The organism is Aeromonas sp. 601027 (assembly GCF_049174455.1).
Classification (GTDB): Bacteria; Pseudomonadota; Gammaproteobacteria; order Enterobacterales; family Aeromonadaceae; genus Aeromonas; species Aeromonas veronii_A.
The window spans coordinates 149,790-167,264 of sequence record NZ_JAAKTN010000004.1 but is presented as its reverse complement, the minus strand read 5'-3'; the positions used below and the strand labels follow the sequence as shown (position 1 = coordinate 167,264).

Genomic DNA, 17,475 nt, shown 5'->3' with positions numbered 1-17,475 from the left:
GGGGCAGCAATTTATTTATCCTGTGCAGAACCGGGCAAAGGAGTGCGATTGAGTGAAATTTTCAAAGAAAATCATCTGTTTGATGGCCCTGTTGCCACTGGCTGGCTGCGATCTGCTGGTCGAGAAGTATCGGGTCGAATTCCGGGATGGCTCCTGGCGTGAAATAGCTATTACCCCCTTCTCCAGCGAGGCGCGCTGGCGCGAGGGGTGTGCCACCGGCGAGGTGCTGAGCGATATGAAGGTGCCCATCAAACGGGGTGATACGGTCAATGGCCGCGAGCAGTTGCTGATCGGCGGCGAGAAGTTCGAGCTGGATGACAACAACCTCTACCGCAGCAACGGCATGGTGTTTGGCCATTCGCCTGACCATATCCAGCGTGGGCTCAAGGGGATGGATATTTGCCGTACCCTGCGCCCCGAGCGGGGCGGATTGCCCAAGCTCAAGGCGCGAGGATTTGGTGAATAAGCGTTAACGATTATCTCTCTGACGGCGTCGGCAGGCGTCACCAAAGGCCTGGAAGATCTTGATGGAGTGGGGATTCTCGCTGGCTTTCCACTCCGGGTGCCACTGTACTGCTAGCAGGAAAGGGGAGAGGGTAGGGGCATGGATGGCCTCGATCAGTCCATCTTCGGCATGGGCCAGCGGCTCTAGGCCATCACCAAGACGGTTTAGCCCCTGTCCATGCAGGGAGTTGACCGGTATCTGTTCAGCCCCCATCAGTTCGGCAAACCAGCTGCCCGGCAGCAGCTCAATCTGATGGCTTGGCCCATACTGTTCGTCGACCGGATCGTCGGCATCTTCCCGATGATCGTCATAACCCGGTTCGGTGTAGACCTTCTGGTGGATATCGCCGCCCAGTGCCACGTTGATCTCCTGCATGCCGCGACAGATCCCGAGGATCGGCAAGCCACGGGCGAGGGCTCCCTTAATGAGGGGCAGATCGAACAGGTCGCGATCCCTGTCCTGCTGTTTCTCCGGGGTGAGGTTCTCCTGTCCGTAAAGCGCCGGATCGATGTTGGAGCCGGCGCCGCTCAGATAGATGCCGTCAGCCAGATCCAGATACTGCTCCAGATCGGAGGTGCCACAGCAGGTGGGCACCAGCAGCGGGACACAGCCACTGATCTCGACCAGCGGCATGATGTATTTGTGGGTCATTACCTGATAGGCGTGGCCGTTGCGGGGCTGGGCCCCCATGGTCATCAGCACGACGGGTTTACGGTTGGTGACGAGTATGGAATTTGGCATAGAACACCCTGATTATCCCTGGCGTTGAAGTCTCATCCTGCACCTTGGGCAGACCCTTGCACATCGGCTGGGCAAGGGCATGCCTCAAGGTATGGTCATGGGATCCCGCGTCTTACCGGGTGGCAGAATCGAATCGTCGGTCAGCCTCGGCAGCGACAGCCTGGATCCTCTCCCCAGTCTGCCAAGGCTGTTCAATATGTCAAACAAAATGATGCAAGATTGTTAATGCCATAGTTTTGAATGGTTCTTTAGTGCCGATTTTACTGGGAAAAACGGATAGGGATGTATGCCAAGAACACCAGAGTGGTGGATATATTAAACGCACAGGGAGGGGGTAGGGGAAAAGGCATCAAGATAAACACGCCTCCCCGAGGGGAGGCGTGTTTCGGGGATCACAGCAGGTCTTCGATCTCGCCGCGCAGATACTGGTACATCTCGCGGTAGGCGACCGGCGGCTTGTTCAGCTCCCGCTCCTTGTTGGCGGAGCGGATCAGCTGGCGCAGCTTCTGGCGATCCAGTTCGTGGAACTGGGACATCAGCTCGTTGAGGGCGCTGTCACCTTCGGTGATCAGGCGCTCGCGCCACTGCTCCAGGCGATGCAGGCGCGCATTCACGGTGGAGTGACGGTTCTTGATGATGGAGAGCGCTTCGGCAATCGGCTCGATATCGCGGCTGCGCATCAGGCGGCCGATGAACTGCAGATGGCGACGGAAGGACTCATCCTTCTTCGGCTTGAGTTTGCGACCCAGCTCGACAGCTTCTGCAAGCTCTTCATCCAACGGGATTTTTTCCAGCTCGCTGTGGCTGAGGGAGACGATCTCTTCCCCCATTTTCTGCAATGCTTCGGCATCGCGCTTGAGCTGGCTCTTGCTGGGGCCCCAGTCTTCGAACTCGTTGTCGTCTTGATATTGACTCATCGGTCTCTTGATTCCTGTCATTCACGTTTGGCGGATATGTTACCAGCTTCTCCCGCTGGGCGCAGGGGTCTGATATGCTTACCCCCCTTTCCTTCTTTCATACAGATGTGAGTTATGGATCAGCAAGACCAAATCCGCCAGGATCAAGCCCATCTCGAGGCCGTGGTTGCCGAAGCCCTGGAGATAGCCAAAGGACTGGGCGCCTCGCTGGCCGAAGTCTCCATCAGCAAGCAGACCGGGTTGTCGGTGAACACCCGGGGTTGTGAACTGGAAAGCATTGAATTCAATAAGGATGGCGCCCTCGGCATCGCCGTCTATCGCGATGGTTGCAAGGGATCTTCCTCGACCACCGATCTGAGCAAACCCGCCATTCGTGCCGCCGTTGAAGCGGCCATCGAGATTGCCCGCCACACCTCGGCGGATGATTGCGCCGGTCTGGCGGACGCCGAGCTGCTGGCCTGGGATGCCCCCGACCTGCAACTGTGTCACCAAATCGAGCTGGATCCCCAGCGCGGCATCGATCTGGCCATCGAGTGCGAACGACTCGCTCTGGGTCGCGATATCCGTATCAAGCACTCCGACGGTGCCGGTTTCTCCAGCCATCTTGGCATCAAGGTCTATGGTAACAGCCACGGCTTCGTCAAAGGCTACGCGGCGTCGCGTAACTCCCTTAGCTGCGTGCTGATCGGCGAGCAGGATGGCGACATGCAGCGGGATTACGGCTACTCCTCCAGCCGTTCCCTCGACGGGCTCTGGAGCGCGCAGCGCATCGCCGACGAGGCGGTGGAGCGTACCGTCTCCCGTCTCGGCGCCCGCAAGATTTCTACCCGCCATGCCCCTGTGCTGTTCCACCCCGATACTGCCTCCGGCCTGTGGGGCCATCTGGTAATGGCCATCAGCGGGGGCAACCTCTATCGCAAGTCGAGCTTCCTGCTCGACAAGTTGGGCAAGCAGATCCTGCCAGAGTGGCTCACCATTCAGGAGTTCCCTCACCTGCTGGGCGGGCTCGCCAGTACTCCGTTTGATGGGGAAGGGGTGCGTACCTGCGATATGGATATCATCCGTAACGGCGAGCTGATGAGCTGGCTGCTTACCTCCTACTCCGCTCGCAAGCTGGGGTTGACCACCACGGGTCACGCTGGTGGCATCCACAACTGGCAGGTTTCCAATACCGGCCAGGATTTTCAGGGCATGCTGAAAGAGATGGGCACCGGCCTGTTGGTGACCGAGCTGATGGGGCAGGGGGTCAATATCGTCAATGGCGACTACTCCCGCGGCGCCGCCGGTTTCTGGGTCGAGAATGGCGAGATAGCCTATCCGGTCGAGGAGATCACCATCGCCGGCAATCTGGCCGAGATGTTCAGCCACATCGTGGCGGTGGGCCGTGACGAGGATGAGCGCTCCAGTCTCAAGACCGGCTCGGTGCTGGTAGAGAATATGAAGCTGGCGGGTCACTGATCGCCGCTGCAGCGAGATCGATATCCATAAAAAGAGGGCCGCAATCGCGGCCCTCTGTCTTATTTGCCTGGCGGATTAACCGGCCTTGACGCTGCGGCGACGCTGCAGCCAGACGATCACCCCGAACAGCAGGAAGCCCGGGATCCACATCCACTCCTTGCGCCAGCGATCGGTGGGCGCCTTGACGGTGAGGATCTCCTGATCGAACTCCAGCCCCATGGTGGCGGCCGGGCTGCCAAAGGCGACGTTGTCGATCAGCGTTTTGCCATCTTGCTCATAGAGGCTCAGCCCCAGATTGGCCAGCCGCTCTTCGCCATTTGCCCCATCCGGTACGGCGACCAGCAGGGTGAACTTGCGTGGCTTGCCCACTGCATCTTCACCGAGGATCCGCAGCCGCAGGGTGCTCTCCGCCTCCACTTCACCCATGGTTTGGGCCAGCTGGGCAGGCGGGGTCTCGCGATAGGGGTCGTGCACCATGTCCATCCAGAAACCCGGGCGGAACAGGGTAAAGGCGACCAGCAACAGCAGCACGCTCTCGTACCAGCGGCTCTTCACCAGGAACCAGCCCTGAGTGGCGGCGGCGAAGATCAGCATGGCGATGGTCGCCACGATGAAGATCAGCACCCCGTGGGCGAAGTCCACGTCGATCAGCAGCAGATCGGTGTTGAAGATAAACAGGAACGGCAGCGCTGCGGTACGCAGGCTGTAGTAAAACGCCGTGATCCCGGTCTTGATGGGGTCGCCCTTGGAGACAGCCGCTGCCGCGAAGGAGGCCAGTCCCACCGGCGGCGTCACATCCGCCATGATGCCGAAGTAGAATACGAACAGGTGCACTGCGATAAGTGGCACGATCAGCCCGTTTTGCTGCCCCAGCGTCACCACCACTGGTGCCAGCAGGCTGGACACCACGATGTAGTTGGCAGTGGTGGGCAGCCCCATGCCGAGGATCAGGCTCAACAGGGCGGTGAGCAGCAGCATCAGCAGCAGGTTGCCCATGGAGAGGAACTCCACCAGATCCGCCAGCACCAGACCGACCCCGGTCTGGGAGACCGCACCCACGATAATCCCCGCGGTGGCGGTGGCAATGCCGATACCGATCATGTTGCGGGCACCGGCGACCAGCCCTTCCCGCAGATCCACCACGCCGTCAGCGACGGTGCCGTAGTCGTGCTTGCCGTCCTTGCGCAGCCAGTTGAGCAGCGGGCGCTGGGTCAGCAGGATGATCACCAGCATCACGGTCCCCCAGAAGGCCGACAGCCCCGGCGAGAGGCGTTCCACCATCAGGCACCACACCAGTACCACCACCGGCAGCAGGAAGTGCAGGCCGGAGAGCAGCACGGCGCGGGTGTTGGGCAATTCGGTGAGCGGCTTGTCGGGATCTTCGGCAGGCAGCGGTTCATTGCTGGCGGCGATCTTCAACAGGGCCACATAGGTGGCAGCCAGCAGTACCGAGATCCCCGGCAGGGCGTAGTCACCCAGTGCAGGTTTGAGCCAGCCGAGGCCATAGTAGACCGCCAGTGACAGGCCGCTGATGAGGGCCGCGCCAAAGGCAAAACCGGTCAGGCGACGCAGCCAGGGTTTGGGTTGATGGTTGCCGATGGGCTGCATGCCCAGTTTCAGCGCCTCCAGATGGACGATGTAGAGCAGCGCTATGTAGGAGATGGTGGCAGGCAGGAAGGCGTGCTTGATGATCTCCACATAGGGGATGCCCACGTATTCGACCATCAGGAAAGCCGCAGCCCCCATCACGGGTGGCATGATCTGGCCGTTGACCGAGGAGGCTACTTCCACCGCCCCCGCTTTCTCTGAACTGAAGCCCACCTTCTTCATCATCGGGATGGTGAAGGTACCGGTGGTCACCACGTTGGCAATCGACGAGCCGGAAATCAGACCGGTCAGGCCGGAGGCGACCACTGCCGCCTTGGCGGGGCCGCCGCGTAGGTGGCCGAGCAGGCTGAAGGCGAGCTGGATAAAGTAGTGACCGGCACCGGCCCGTTCCAGCAGGGCGCCGAACAGCACGAACAGGAACACGAAGCTGGTGGAGACGCCAAGGGCAATGCCAAACACCCCTTCGGTGGTGATCCACTGGTGGTTGGCCAGCGCGGTGAAACCTACCCCGCGGTGTGCCAGCAGTCCCGGCATCCAGGGGCCCGCCAGACTGTAGATCAGAAAGACGATGGCGATGACCGCCAGTGCCGGCCCCAGGGCGCGGCGCGCCGCTTCCAGCAGCAGCGGAATGCCGATGCAGGCGGTCACCAGATCGGCGGTGGTGAGGGTGCCGGGACGCAGCGCCAGTGCTTCATACATCACGAACAGGTAAGAGGCGGCGCCAGCAGCGATCAGACCGAGGGCGATATCGCCGAGGGGAACCCGATCCCGCGGCGAGGAGCGAAATGCCGGGAACACCAGAAAAGCCAGCAACAGGGCGAAGGTGAGGTGAATGGAGCGGGTTTCGGTGTCATTGAGTACGCCAAACCCCACCATGAAGGGGAGTGGCGAGGCGATCCAGAGCTGGAACAGGGACCAGGCCAGCGCCAGCGCGGTGATGAGCCAGCCCATGATGCCCAGCGGCAGGCGAGCGCCCACATCCTGGGCGATCAGTTCCTCGGTAGAGAGTTGTTTATCTTGCATAGGGTTAACTTGTGCCAACGAGTACAACAAGAGCGACACCCGCCCCCGCAATCAGGCGGCGGACGGGTGTCGAAGAGAGTGACAAAGGCCCCGGGGCCTTCAATCAGATCCAGCCGCGCTCTTTGTAGTAGCGGGCAGCCCCTTCATGCAGCGGTGCAGAGAGACCCACCTTGATCATGTCGGCCTCTTTCAGGTCGGCAAAGGCAGGGTGCAGGCGCTTGAAGCGATCCAGGTTGTCGAACACCGACTTGACCAGCTGATAGACCACTTCCGGATCGGTTTTGGCGCTGGTGGAGAGCACCGCTTTGCCACCGATGGAGGGGGTCGGCTTGTCGCTGCCCTTGTAGATGCCGCCCGGGATCTCGGCCTTGCTGTAGTAGCTCTTCTCGGCCAGCAGCTTGTCGATGTCGGCGCCGGTCACAGGTACCAGTACTGCATCTGTGGTGGTGGAAGCTTCCTGAATGGCGCCGTTCGGGTGACCGACGAAGTAGCTCATGGCGTCGATGTTGTTGTCACCGAGGGCGGAGGCCTGTTCGGCCGGCTTCAGCTCGGAGACCAGACCGAAGTCACCCTTCTTCCAGCCTTTGACCGCCATGATCTCTTCCATGGTGTCACGCTGGCCGGAGCCCGGGTTGCCGATGTTGACGCGCTTGCCTTTCAGGTCGTCGAAGCTGGCGATCTTGGCATCGCGGCGAGCCAGGATGGTGAACACCTCGCTCTGCAGGGAGAAGACGGCGCGCATATCGTCCATGGCTCCTTCGGCCTGGAACGGTGGCAGCCCTTTCATCGCCTTGAACTGGTGGTCGGATTGCATGATGCCGAAGTTGAACTCACCGCTGCGGATGCCGTTGACGTTGGCAACACCGCCGCCACTGGCCGGGGCGTTGCACTTGATCTGGTGATCGGCGGCGCCGCGATTGAGGAAGCGGCAGATGGACTGGCCAGCGACATAGTAGACGCCGGTCTGACCGCCGGTGCCTATGGTCACGAAGCGCTCCTGCGCTTGCACCGGACCACCGAATGAAACACCGACCAGAGCCGCCGACAGGGCGCATGCCAAAGTTAATCCTTTCATTTTTTCTCCCTTTTCTTTGATTTTGTTTATCCGATCCCCGGATAAATTGATGGCAATCCCGTTCTGCGCCGGGCTTGCCCGCTCTTCTCGTTGCGCGAAAGCGGGGGAGTTGATTGCCCCCTTTTCCGGCGGTCACCCTCATCCTGTGGTGAGGCTACCGACCTCCTGTCGGTCGAAGATAAATTGGCCCCTGAGGGGCCAAATAAAAAGTTGCAAGCACTCCGATTAAGCACATTCACCCAACATAAATCAAACGAAATGGCAAAATCACGGAGTTTAATCTTGAGAAACATGACCTCGATCATTCATTTTCTAGCCGAAGATTAATTTGATATGAAGGGAAATGGAAGAGGGAAAAACTAGGGTGGGATTCTTATGTGGCCCTTGCGTGACAAGGGCCGGGGTCATACTGGATCAGTTGGCCGCGGTGGCCAGATCCAGGATAAAGGCGTACTCCAGCGCGATATCTTCGTAGGCTTTGAAGCGGCCCGACTTGCCACCGTGGCCGGCGTCCATGTCGGTATTCAGTAACAACTTGTTATCATCTGTCTTCAGTTCGCGCAGCTTGGCGACCCACTTGGCGGGCTCCCAATACTGCACTTGCGAGTCGTGCAGCCCGGTGGTGACCAGCAGGTTGGGGTAGGCTTGCGCCTTCACCTGATCGTAGGGGCTGTAGCTCTTCATGTAGTCGTAGTAGCGCTTCTGGTTCGGGTTGCCCCATTCGTCATACTCCCCGGTGGTAAGGGGTATGGACTCGTCCAGCATGGTGGTGACCACATCGACGAACGGCACCTGCGCCACCACGCCGCGATAGAGTTCGGGCGCCTGATTGATGACGGCCCCCATCAGCAGACCACCGGCGCTGCCGCCCATGGCGTAGACCTGATCCTTGGCACCGTAGCCTTGCTCCACCAGCGCCTTGGTGACATCGATGAAGTCATTGAAGGTGTTCTGCTTTTTTAGCAACTTGCCATCTTCGTACCAGTGACGGCCCAGCTCTTCGCCACCCCGGATATGGGCGATGGCGTAGACAAAGCCTCTGTCCAGAAGGCTCAGGCGCGAGCTGCTGAAGTCGGGATCCATGCTGGCGCCGTAGGATCCATAGCCATAGACCAGCAGCGGATTCTTGGGCGCATCGGCCTGCTCTTTCTTGAACTTGTCCTTGCGATAGACCAGCGACACCGGCACCGATACGCCGTCGCGGGCGGTTACCCAGAGCCGCTCGCTGGCGTACTGGTCGGCCTTGAAGCCGGCCACCGGTTGCTGCTTGAGCAGGGTGCGCTTGCCGCTCGCCATATCCAGCTCATAGGTGGAGGCGGGGGTGGTCATGGAGGAGTAGCCATAACGCAGGGCGCTGGTATCCGGCTCCGGGTTGTAGGCGAGCCAGGTGACATAGGCGGGATCGTCGAAGGCGATCTCCTTCTCGTCACCGCTCTGCCAGTTGATCTGGCGCAGTCGGGTCAGCCCCTTGTTGCGCTCTTCCAGTACCAGCCAATCCTTGAACAGGGCGTAACTCTCCAGCAGCACGTCCGGATTGGGGGCAATCACCGCCTTCCAGCGATCCACCGGGCTCTCTTTGGTCTCGTAGAGGCCGAAGTTCTTGCCGTCCTTGTTGGAGCGCACATAGAAGCGGCCGCGGTAGTGATCCAGGCTGTATTCGTGATCCACCTGACGGGGCAGGAACAGGCGGGGGGCGTGCTCCGGCTGGTTGGCATCGATCAGCCGTGCTTCGCCGGTAGTCGTGCTGGAGAGGGCGATGACGATGAAATCTTCCGAGGTGGTGGCGTAGAGGCTGATGTAGAAGGAGTCATCCTTCTCCTCGTAGACCAGCTTGTCCGTGGCCGGATCCGTCCCGAGCGTGTGGCGATAGACCTGATAGGGCAGCAGGGTCTGCGGGTGCTTGCGCACATAGAAGACGGTCTTGTTGTCGTTGGCCCACACCAGATTGCCGGAGGTATTTTCCAGTTTGTCGGTGGCCCACTGGCCGCTCTCCAGATCGAGGAACTGGATCTGGTACTGACGGCGGGAGAGGAAATCTTCCGCCACCGCCAGCCAGCGGTTGTTGCGGCTCACCTCAAGGGCGCCGAGGGCATAGAACTCGTGCCCTTCAGCCCGCAGGTTGCTGTCGAGCAGCAGGCTCGCCTGCTCTTCACCGAGCTTGGTGCGCGAATAGATCCCGTACTCCTTGCCCGGCTCATAGCGGGTCTGGTAGCGGTAGCCATTCTTCACATAGGGTACCGACTCATCCTGCTGGGGGATGCGGGCGACCATCTCTTTGTAAAGCTGTTCGCGCAGGGGTTGGGTCGGCTTGAGGATGGCCTCGGTATAGGCGTTCTCGGCCTTGAGATAGTCCAATACCTCGGGCTTCTGCCGCTCGTCGTCGCGCAGCCAGTAGTAGTTGTCGATGCGGGTATCCCCGTGTTTTTTCAGCGTGCGGGGATGTTTGGCGGCCACGGGCGGCTGGATTGGATGTTCGCTTGTCAGCATGGCGGGCTCTTCATTGGCATAAGTGGGGGGGAGAACTGTCAGAAAGGCTAGCAGCAGAACTCCTCGGGAAAAGGTAAACATGTCGCATCCTTGGCGCTGGAAAGGGTTGGTAGACCTGAGCATCGGCTCCATGAATTGGCGTTAAATCTGCCCCTTGTTGCCGGTGGTTGCAAGCAATCCCTTGTTATTGCAGGAAATGTAATCAAAAAAAGCCGCTATCTCGCGATAGCGGCCCTCTTTCTGGCCATGAGCGGCAAGAGTCCGCTCAGGTGTGCCTCACATGATATGGGAGTGCCCTCTCATGGCCAGTTTTCGTCAGCCGGGGTAGCTCGACCAGCGGTTGGTCGCGCCCTCGTTGCTGATACTCAGTACCTCATAGGGATGACCCGGAATATCCATGCCCGGCGCACTCTGGGGCATGCCCGGAATGGTCAGGCCACGGATCGCCGGTTTTTCCCTGAGCAGCTTCTGCACATCGGCGGCCGGTACATGCCCCTCGATCACATAGCCATTTACGATACCGGTATGGCAAGAGGCCAGTTCCGGCGCGATACCGTATTGCTGCTTCACTGCGCCGAGCTGTTCGGTTTCGATAACCTCTAGTTCGAAGCCATTCTGCTCCATGTGCTCGTTCCAGCTTTGGCAGCAGCCACAATATTTGGATTTGTAGACGGTCATCTTCTCGGCCGCGAGAGCCGAAAAGCTGACGGTACCGGCCAGCATGGCCAGTAACAGGGGTTTGTACATCACTCACCTCAGATTGAAAGAAAAGATGCCCGATACGGGATGGGTTTCAGATCTGGGGGCGTGGGGGACGTTCGAGCCGCTCGCACGGAGCGTCCGGCATAAAGAGAGAGGGGGAGGCGAAGTTGGGGGTATCCGGCTCCAGCACGGCGACCGTCAGGCTGTCGCTGCCTACCAGCGTCATCGAGAGGGCGGTGGTAAAGCTGCCGCAGGGCATCGCTTTTTCCAGGGTGCGCTCGCTCTGGCTGCAGTGGGTAGTCAGGGTACAGAGGTCGGTTGCGGCCCGGCTGCCAAACGACATCAACACCAGCACCAGGCTCCATAGGGGGAGCCAGCGACGGGCGTGAGCGAGTTGGCGACGGGTGAGAACCATGGAATGACTCGGAAAAATAAGGGGCACATGGTAACCCTGTGCCCCGGGGGAGGGTCAAGCCCTCCCCATGGTGTCAGTCAGCCCGGATTAAGGTTGCTGACGGGTCGCCGCCAGCACGATCTCGCGCACGCAGACGTTGGCAGGCTGGTTCCAGGCGTAGAGCACGGCATCGGCGATTACTTCCGGCGCAATGACGCCGCCCATCTGATCTTTCCAGTCGTGGTAACCGGCCTTGATGCTCTCGTCAGTGGTGTGGCTGAGCAGCTCGGTCTCGACCGCACCCGGGGCAATGGTCACCATCCGCACGCCGACATCGGCCACCTCTTCCCGGATGTTCTCGGTCAGGGCGTGCACTGCGAACTTGGTGGCGCAGTAGGCAGCATGGTTCGGGAAGGTCTTGCGACCGGCGATGGAGCTGATGTTGATGATGGTGCCGCTGCGGCGCTCCTTCATGCCTGCCAGCACTGCGTGGACGCCGTTCAGCACCCCCATCACGTTGATATTGAGCATCTGCTGCCATTCGGCGGGATCCTGCACATCGGCCTGACCCAGCAGCATGACGCCGGCGTTGTTGACCATGCAGCCGACCGGGCCAAATTTGGCTTCTGCCTGCTGGACGGCGGCTTTCATGGCGGCGGTGTCGGTCACATCGACCCCGATGCAGAGGGTATCGGGCAGGTTCAGCGCCTGCATCGGCTCGACCCGGCGGGCCAGCAGCAGCAGCGGATGACCGGCAGCAGAGAAGGCACGGGCAATGGCGGCACCGATCCCGGCAGAGGCACCGGTGATAACGACGAGAGCTTTGGACATGATTGTTTCCTTCAGATTCGATAGTCGGTTTGAGCCAACAAGCTGCTGGCCAGCGCGGAACAGGGTCACTATAGTCACTGCATCTATAAGTGATAAATATTGTTTTCCGCTGGTTATCATCTGAAAAAACTATGGTTGGACTTATGCTGGATTTGCGACTGCTGCGTTTCTTCATCGCCATCTATGAAGAGAAGAACATCACGGCGGCGGCCGAACGCTGCCACGTCAGCCAGCCCTCACTCTCGGCGGGGCTGCGCCAGTTGGAAGAGGCGCTCGGCGACAGCCTCTTCATTCGCGGCAAGAAGGGGGTGGAGGCGCGCGATCCTGCCCACTATCTCTATCCCCATGCGGTCAAGCTGGTGGAGGAGGCGCGTCGTCTGCCGGAGCTGTTTCGCCAGAAAGCGACGCGTGCGAGGCTCAATATTGCCATCATGCCCGACCTGAGTCGGCGTCGGGTGGCGGGGTTGTTGCAACGGGTACAGACGGTACTGCCCGAGCTGGATCTCACCCTCTCCGACTACGCTACGCCCGCTGACTGCCGTTTGACGCTGGATGCCTTGCGCCGGGAGGACGAGATCTTCCTGCCGCTGTGGGAGGAGGATTACGTGCTCTGCGTGCCGGTCGACCATCCCCTTGCCAGTCGCGAAAGGATCGAGCTGGCCGAGCTGCAACATTATGATTTTATTGAGTGCCCACCCTGTGAGGCCCATCAGCAGACTATCGGCCTGCTGGCCTGTGACCGCCTTACCCTCAATCTGGTGGCAAAGGCCGAGAGCAAGGGGCTGGTGATGGCGCTGGTGCTGGCGAGGGTCGGCATCAGTTTTCTGCCGGACGGGCTGGTCGAGGATGAGGCGGGGCTCTGTACCCTGCCGGTGAGCGGGCCGCGGATGTTTCGCCGGATCGGGCTCTGCTATCCCGCCCACCAGACCCTCAATCCGGCGCTGCGGGAGCTGATCCCCGAGTTGGCAGGCTATGGCGCTTCCTGATAAGGTCGCTCTCCTGTGCACCTTTACGATGCAGCTCCCCAGACTCCCCTTTTCTGTTTACCTCGCCTTGCACCGCAAGGCTTTGTTCGGGTGATGTGGTCATGAAACGCATTCTGGTTATTTTTTCCCATCCCGCGCTGCAGAGCTCGCGGGCCAACAAGCAGCTGTTGCAGGCGATTGAGGGGCTGGAGGGGGTCACGGTTCACGACCTCTATCAGCACTATCCCGACATGTTTATCGATGTGAAGCGGGAGCAGGCGCTGCTCTGTGAGCACGACATCATCGTCTTCCAGCACCCGTTTTACTGGTACTCCTGCCCGGCGATCATGAAAGAGTGGATGGATCTGGTGCTGGAGTATGGCTATGCCTACGGCCCTGAAGCCCACGCCCTCAAGGGCAAGCAGTGGCTGAGCGCCATCACCACCGGCGGGGCGCCGGAGTCCTACTGCAGCGAGGGTTACAACAGCCGACCGCTGCTCGATTTTCTGCTGCCATTTCAGCAGGCGGCCACCTTGTGCGGCATGAACTGGCTGCCCCCTTTCGTGCTCCACTCCTTTCACAAGATCAAGGATCCCGCCGCCCTGCGCCGCTGTGGGCAGGACTACCGCCAGCTGCTTTGCGCCCTGCGTGACGATCAGCTGACCCCGGAGCAACTGGCCGGGCGCCCTTATCTGCGCGACTTGCTGGAGGTGCTCTGATGAAACACGGGCAGCTTGCTGGCCGAGCTTATGAGCCGGATCTGATGTTCACACGGAGGGCTGACTGATGGGCCACGGGATCCTGTTTGATGCCTTTATCTACCTCTCCGCCGCCGTTATCGCGGTACCGCTGGCCAAACGCTGGGGGCTAGGCTCGGTGCTCGGCTACCTGCTGGCGGGGATCATCATAGGCCCCTTCCTGCTGGGGCTGGTGGGGGAACAGAAGGATGTGATGCACTTCGCCGAGTTTGGCGTGGTACTGATGCTGTTTCTGGTCGGTCTTGAATTGCGTCCGGCCCTCTTGTGGCAGTTGAAGGGGCCGATCCTCGGCACCGGCGGCCTGCAGGTGCTGCTCACCACGGCGGCGCTGACCGGCGTGGCACACCTGATCGGTCTGCCGCTGCAACAGGGGCTGGCCATCGGCCTCATTCTTGCGCTCTCTTCCACCGCCATCGTGTTGCAGAGCCTGCAGGAGCGCAAGCTGATGCAGAGCGAGAGTGGTCGCTCCGCCTTTGCGGTACTGCTGTTTCAGGATATTGCGGTCATTCCTATCCTGGCGTTGCTGCCGCTGCTGGCCATGGCGCCGGTCGCCAGCAGTGGAGGCTCCGAGCTGGCGGGGTGGCAACATGGTTTGCTGGTGGTCGCGGCCATCTCCGGCATAGTGCTGGGTGGCCACTATCTGATGCGGCCGGTATTTCGTGCCATCGCCCAGTCCCATATGCGGGAGATCTTCGTCGCCGCCGCCCTGCTGCTGGTGATCGCTATCGCCGTGTTGATGGAGTCGGTGGGGCTCTCGCCCGCTCTCGGCTCTTTTCTCGCCGGGGTGGTGCTGGCCGACAGCGAATATCGCCATGAGCTGGAGGCCGACATAGAGCCGTTCAAGGGCTTGCTGCTCGGCCTGTTCTTTATGTCGGTGGGGGCGGGGATCGACTTCGGGCTGTTTGCCGAACACCCCTTCCTGATACCAACCCTGGTGGTTGGCCTGATGGTGCTTAAATGGCTGGTGTTGATGGCGCTCGGCTTCATCATCCGCATTTCGCCGAGTCAACGCTGGACCTTCGCGCTGGCGCTGGCACAGGGGGGCGAGTTTGCCTTTGTGCTCTTCTCGTTTGCCGCCCAGAACCGGGTGCTGCCCGGTGAGACCATCTCCCTGCTGACGCTGGTGGTGGCACTCTCCATGGCGCTCACCCCGCTGCTGCTGATCCTCAACGATCGGGTGATCCAGCCCTGGTTCGATTACCGTAACCAGAGCGACGCACCGCAGCATGAGCAACCTGAGCTGGTGGAGCATCCGGTGATCATCGCAGGCTTCGGCCGCTTCGGTCAGATCGTGGGGCGTCTGCTGCATGGTCACGGCATCGGCACCACCATCCTCGAGCAGGATGCCAGCCAGATAGAGACCCTGCGCAAGTACGGCTATCAGGTCTTCTATGGCGATGCCAGCCGGATCGATCTGCTCCATGCCGCCGGGGCGCACAAGGCGAAGCTGCTGGTGCTCTCCATCAACGATCCGGCTACCTCGCTGGCGGTGATCGAGATGGTGCAGAAGCACTTCCCGCACCTGAAGATCCTGGCGCGAGCGCTAGATCGGCCCCACGCCCACGAGATCCTGCGCCACGGGGTCGAGAGCGTTCACCGGGAAACCCTGGGCTCGGCAGTCGATCTGGGGGTGGAAGCCCTGACCCAGCTCGGTTTTCGGGCCAACCAGGCCTGGCGGGCGGGGCAGACCTTCAAGCAGCACGATAACTGGTTGTTGCGCGAGCAGGTCAACTATCTGGACGACGAACACACTTATATCAACAAGAGCCTGCAATACCGGGAGATCCTCTCCGATCTGTTGCAAGACGACGAGGAGGGGCAGGAGCGTATCCATGCCCACAACTGGAACAGCGGGCTACCCGACGACGACAAGGAAGCAAAATGATTGCCTATTACCCCATGTTCAAACACCTGCATATGACGCTGGCGCTGGTCAGTCTGCTGCTCTTTATCTATCGCTGGAGTCTGGCGCTGGCCGGCAGCGATCGGTTGCAGCAGAAGTGGCTGAAGATCCTGCCGCATATCAACGACACCTTCCTGCTGCTGTTTGGTGTGTTGCTGGCGGTGGCCTTGCAGTTGAGCCCGGGTCAACAACCCTGGCTGATGGCCAAGCTGATTGCACTGGTGCTCTATATCGGTCTGGGTGTCATGGCGCTCAAGCGCCCGGCCCGCGGTCAGAAGCTGGTGGCCGGTGTGGCGGCACTGGCGGTGTTTGGCTACATGGTCGGTGCGGCCATCACCAAGTCAGCCTGGTCGTGGCTGACGTGATTTGGCTGGGAGGGAGGATTGCCTCCCTCCGGCTATCTCAAAAGAATAGATTCAGAAAAATCCTACGCCCCTCTATGTTAGCCTGCCTCTCCACTTAGTTTTCTTCGATACGCTTAGCTTGTCTGAAAACGTCAAGTTAGCTGTGTTTATCCATGTTTTTTCTTATCAATCATATATATACGTAGTTTTGTATGAAAATGGCGACAGTTGTCGCTACAAAACTTACGACATAGACTGTCGCAAGTTGCGACTAGCATACAGTCAACGCTAAACCAGTGAAGGCATGCACCATGAGTAAGAAGCTGTTACGACAACTGACCTTGGCGCGTTGCATCCCGCACCGCCCTTACAAGCTGACCGCCAGCCAACTTCAGGTAAAACTGGAAGAGGAAGGCATCCATGTCAGTCTGCGAACCGTGCAACGGGACCTGGAGGAGATGTCCGGCATGGGACTGTTCGACCTCACCTCGGACGAGCGCAGCAAACCCCATGGCTGGTGCTTCGAGCGCCACGGCCTCAACGACTTTGCCAATATCATGCCGCTCTCGCTGGCGGTGGCCCTGAAAACCTGGAGTGATCAGGCGAGCCAACTGTTGCCGGCGAGTGTACTGACTGAATTGAATCCGCTGGTCGACAAGGCGAGCCAGGTGATCCGCGACAGCCAGAGTGAACTGGCCGAACGCTGGCTGGAGAGTGTCCACCAGTCACCGCGCCCGTTTGCCGGCAACCCGGAGATCCGTCGCAGCACCCTGATCCGCGATGCGCTCTGGCGTGGTCGCAAGTTCAGTGCCGAGATCCAGCGCGTGATCAAAGAGCGCACCGTGTGGCTCTGCTACGACCGTATCAACCCGCTCGGCATTCTCAATCAGCCGGACGGGCCGATCCTGCTCTGCACACTATCCGAGCTGGATCCCAAGGTTTACGGCATCCCGTTTGACCATATCAAGAACGTGGAGCTGACCAACTTCAGCGCCACCCAGCCGAAGGATTTCAATATCCAGAAGCTGATCCGCGATCAGGGCTATCAGGATGTGAGCGGCCCGATCCGCTTCGTCGGCCGGATCGATGCCAACAGCCAGTCGCTGGTGGATAACCAGATCCCCGGCAACAATCCGCGCATGACCCGCTATGACAAGCGCAGCGTGGTGGTGGAGACCGAAGTGCAGGACACCCCGGAGTTTCGCAGCTGGTTGAACAACATCGGCGGTGAACTGGAGGTGCTGGCACCGGAATCGTTGCGCAAGGCCTATCTCAATCCGGCCAACCGCTTGAGCTGATTAAAAAATTGGAATGTTGAAGAGTCGAGCCTGGTCTCGGCTCTTTTTTTGCGGTTTTTTTAAGCATATTTATTCAACTAATTTTTAAGTCTTAACGTCAGGATTGAACCGTTTTCCTGCCCCGTTTTTGGGGGCGAAACCCGTGTAAGAGATCTGCCATAGCGACTGTAAGAGGCTGGCGCTTTGAGCCGTACGCGAAGCCATGCCAGAATGATCGAACTTTCCCGTGAAACTAAATAAATAACTGATATTAAAGGGTTAGTTTTTAAGTTTGTTTTTTGGGATGAGAGCTGCATCGGATCTTTATCATCGGATGGCCCTTGTTCGGGGGGCGCATTTCCTTAGTATTGGTCTCACAAGGACGGAGCTGGTCCGGCAGGATGCAGGGCAGCGCATAAAGATGGAATAGTCCGCAGGATGTGGACAAGGAACACCTCAGGATGAGCTCGATAATCAGGATGATTAT

General features: G+C 59.8%; 15 protein-coding genes. 7 read left to right on the top strand and 8 right to left on the bottom strand.

Annotated features, from left to right (window positions below; translation table 11 throughout):
- The first annotated feature begins 82 nt into the window (after positions 1-82).
- Positions 83-466 carry a hypothetical protein gene (locus tag G5193_RS07415; RefSeq protein ID WP_227343122.1) on the top strand — a complete coding sequence of 128 codons (384 nt, stop codon included), beginning with the start codon at positions 83-85 and terminating at the stop codon, positions 464-466.
- Between the two features lie 3 nt (positions 467-469).
- Here G5193_RS07415 and G5193_RS07410 read toward each other — a convergent pair whose 3' ends face one another.
- Both G5193_RS07410 and yjgA read right to left on the bottom strand, forming a co-directional pair.
- On the bottom strand, positions 470-1,246 hold the full coding sequence (locus tag G5193_RS07410) for a gamma-glutamyl-gamma-aminobutyrate hydrolase family protein (RefSeq protein ID WP_421205626.1): 777 nt from the start codon (positions 1,244-1,246) through the stop codon (positions 470-472).
- 392 nt (positions 1,247-1,638) lie between these two features.
- On the bottom strand, positions 1,639-2,163 hold the full coding sequence (gene yjgA / locus G5193_RS07405) for a ribosome biogenesis factor YjgA (protein ID WP_005336359.1): 525 nt from the start codon (positions 2,161-2,163) through the stop codon (positions 1,639-1,641).
- A 114-nt stretch (positions 2,164-2,277) separates the two neighbouring features.
- Here yjgA and pmbA point away from each other — a divergent pair, with 114 nt between their 5' ends.
- Entirely contained in the window at positions 2,278-3,621 is a 1,344-nt protein-coding gene (pmbA, locus tag G5193_RS07400; RefSeq protein ID WP_216952730.1) for a metalloprotease PmbA, read from the top strand.
- A 75-nt stretch (positions 3,622-3,696) separates the two neighbouring features.
- Here pmbA and G5193_RS07395 read toward each other — a convergent pair whose 3' ends face one another.
- The 6 genes from G5193_RS07395 to G5193_RS07370 form a co-directional block, all read right to left on the bottom strand.
- Positions 3,697-6,252 (bottom strand): TRAP transporter permease, encoded by a 2,556-nt coding sequence (locus G5193_RS07395; protein WP_227341536.1) that lies wholly within the window; start codon positions 6,250-6,252, stop codon positions 3,697-3,699.
- A 103-nt stretch (positions 6,253-6,355) separates the two neighbouring features.
- A complete protein-coding gene (locus G5193_RS07390; RefSeq protein ID WP_204382487.1) occupies positions 6,356-7,327 on the bottom strand; it encodes a TAXI family TRAP transporter solute-binding subunit in 972 nt (323 codons plus the stop codon).
- Positions 7,328-7,741: 414 nt separating this feature from the next.
- Entirely contained in the window at positions 7,742-9,895 is a 2,154-nt protein-coding gene (locus G5193_RS07385; RefSeq protein ID WP_421205623.1) for a S9 family peptidase, read from the bottom strand.
- A gap of 234 nt (positions 9,896-10,129) precedes the next feature.
- A complete protein-coding gene (locus G5193_RS07380) occupies positions 10,130-10,561 on the bottom strand; it encodes a DUF411 domain-containing protein (RefSeq protein ID WP_005339953.1) in 432 nt (143 codons plus the stop codon).
- A gap of 46 nt (positions 10,562-10,607) precedes the next feature.
- Entirely contained in the window at positions 10,608-10,931 is a 324-nt protein-coding gene (locus tag G5193_RS07375) for a hypothetical protein (protein ID WP_335829063.1), read from the bottom strand.
- Between the two features lie 87 nt (positions 10,932-11,018).
- A complete protein-coding gene (locus G5193_RS07370; RefSeq protein ID WP_110304166.1) occupies positions 11,019-11,741 on the bottom strand; it encodes an SDR family oxidoreductase in 723 nt (240 codons plus the stop codon).
- 143 nt (positions 11,742-11,884) lie between these two features.
- Here G5193_RS07370 and G5193_RS07365 point away from each other — a divergent pair, with 143 nt between their 5' ends.
- The 5 genes from G5193_RS07365 (at position 11,885) to G5193_RS07345 (ending at position 17,009) form a co-directional block, all read left to right on the top strand.
- The gene (locus tag G5193_RS07365; RefSeq protein WP_421205621.1) at positions 11,885-12,727 is read left to right on the top strand and encodes a LysR family transcriptional regulator; all 843 of its coding nucleotides are present in this window, start codon (positions 11,885-11,887) and stop codon (positions 12,725-12,727) included.
- A gap of 101 nt (positions 12,728-12,828) precedes the next feature.
- Entirely contained in the window at positions 12,829-13,425 is a 597-nt protein-coding gene (locus G5193_RS07360; protein WP_005339958.1) for an NAD(P)H-dependent oxidoreductase, read from the top strand.
- A gap of 67 nt (positions 13,426-13,492) precedes the next feature.
- Entirely contained in the window at positions 13,493-15,349 is a 1,857-nt protein-coding gene (locus G5193_RS07355; RefSeq protein ID WP_042052534.1) for a monovalent cation:proton antiporter-2 (CPA2) family protein, read from the top strand.
- A complete protein-coding gene (locus G5193_RS07350) occupies positions 15,346-15,732 on the top strand; it encodes a SirB2 family protein (protein WP_421203295.1) in 387 nt (128 codons plus the stop codon). Before G5193_RS07355 ends, G5193_RS07350 begins: the two co-directional genes overlap by 4 nt.
- A 290-nt stretch (positions 15,733-16,022) precedes the next feature.
- The gene (locus G5193_RS07345; protein WP_005339987.1) at positions 16,023-17,009 is read left to right on the top strand and encodes a helix-turn-helix transcriptional regulator; all 987 of its coding nucleotides are present in this window, start codon (positions 16,023-16,025) and stop codon (positions 17,007-17,009) included.
- Positions 17,010-17,475 lie beyond the last annotated feature (466 nt).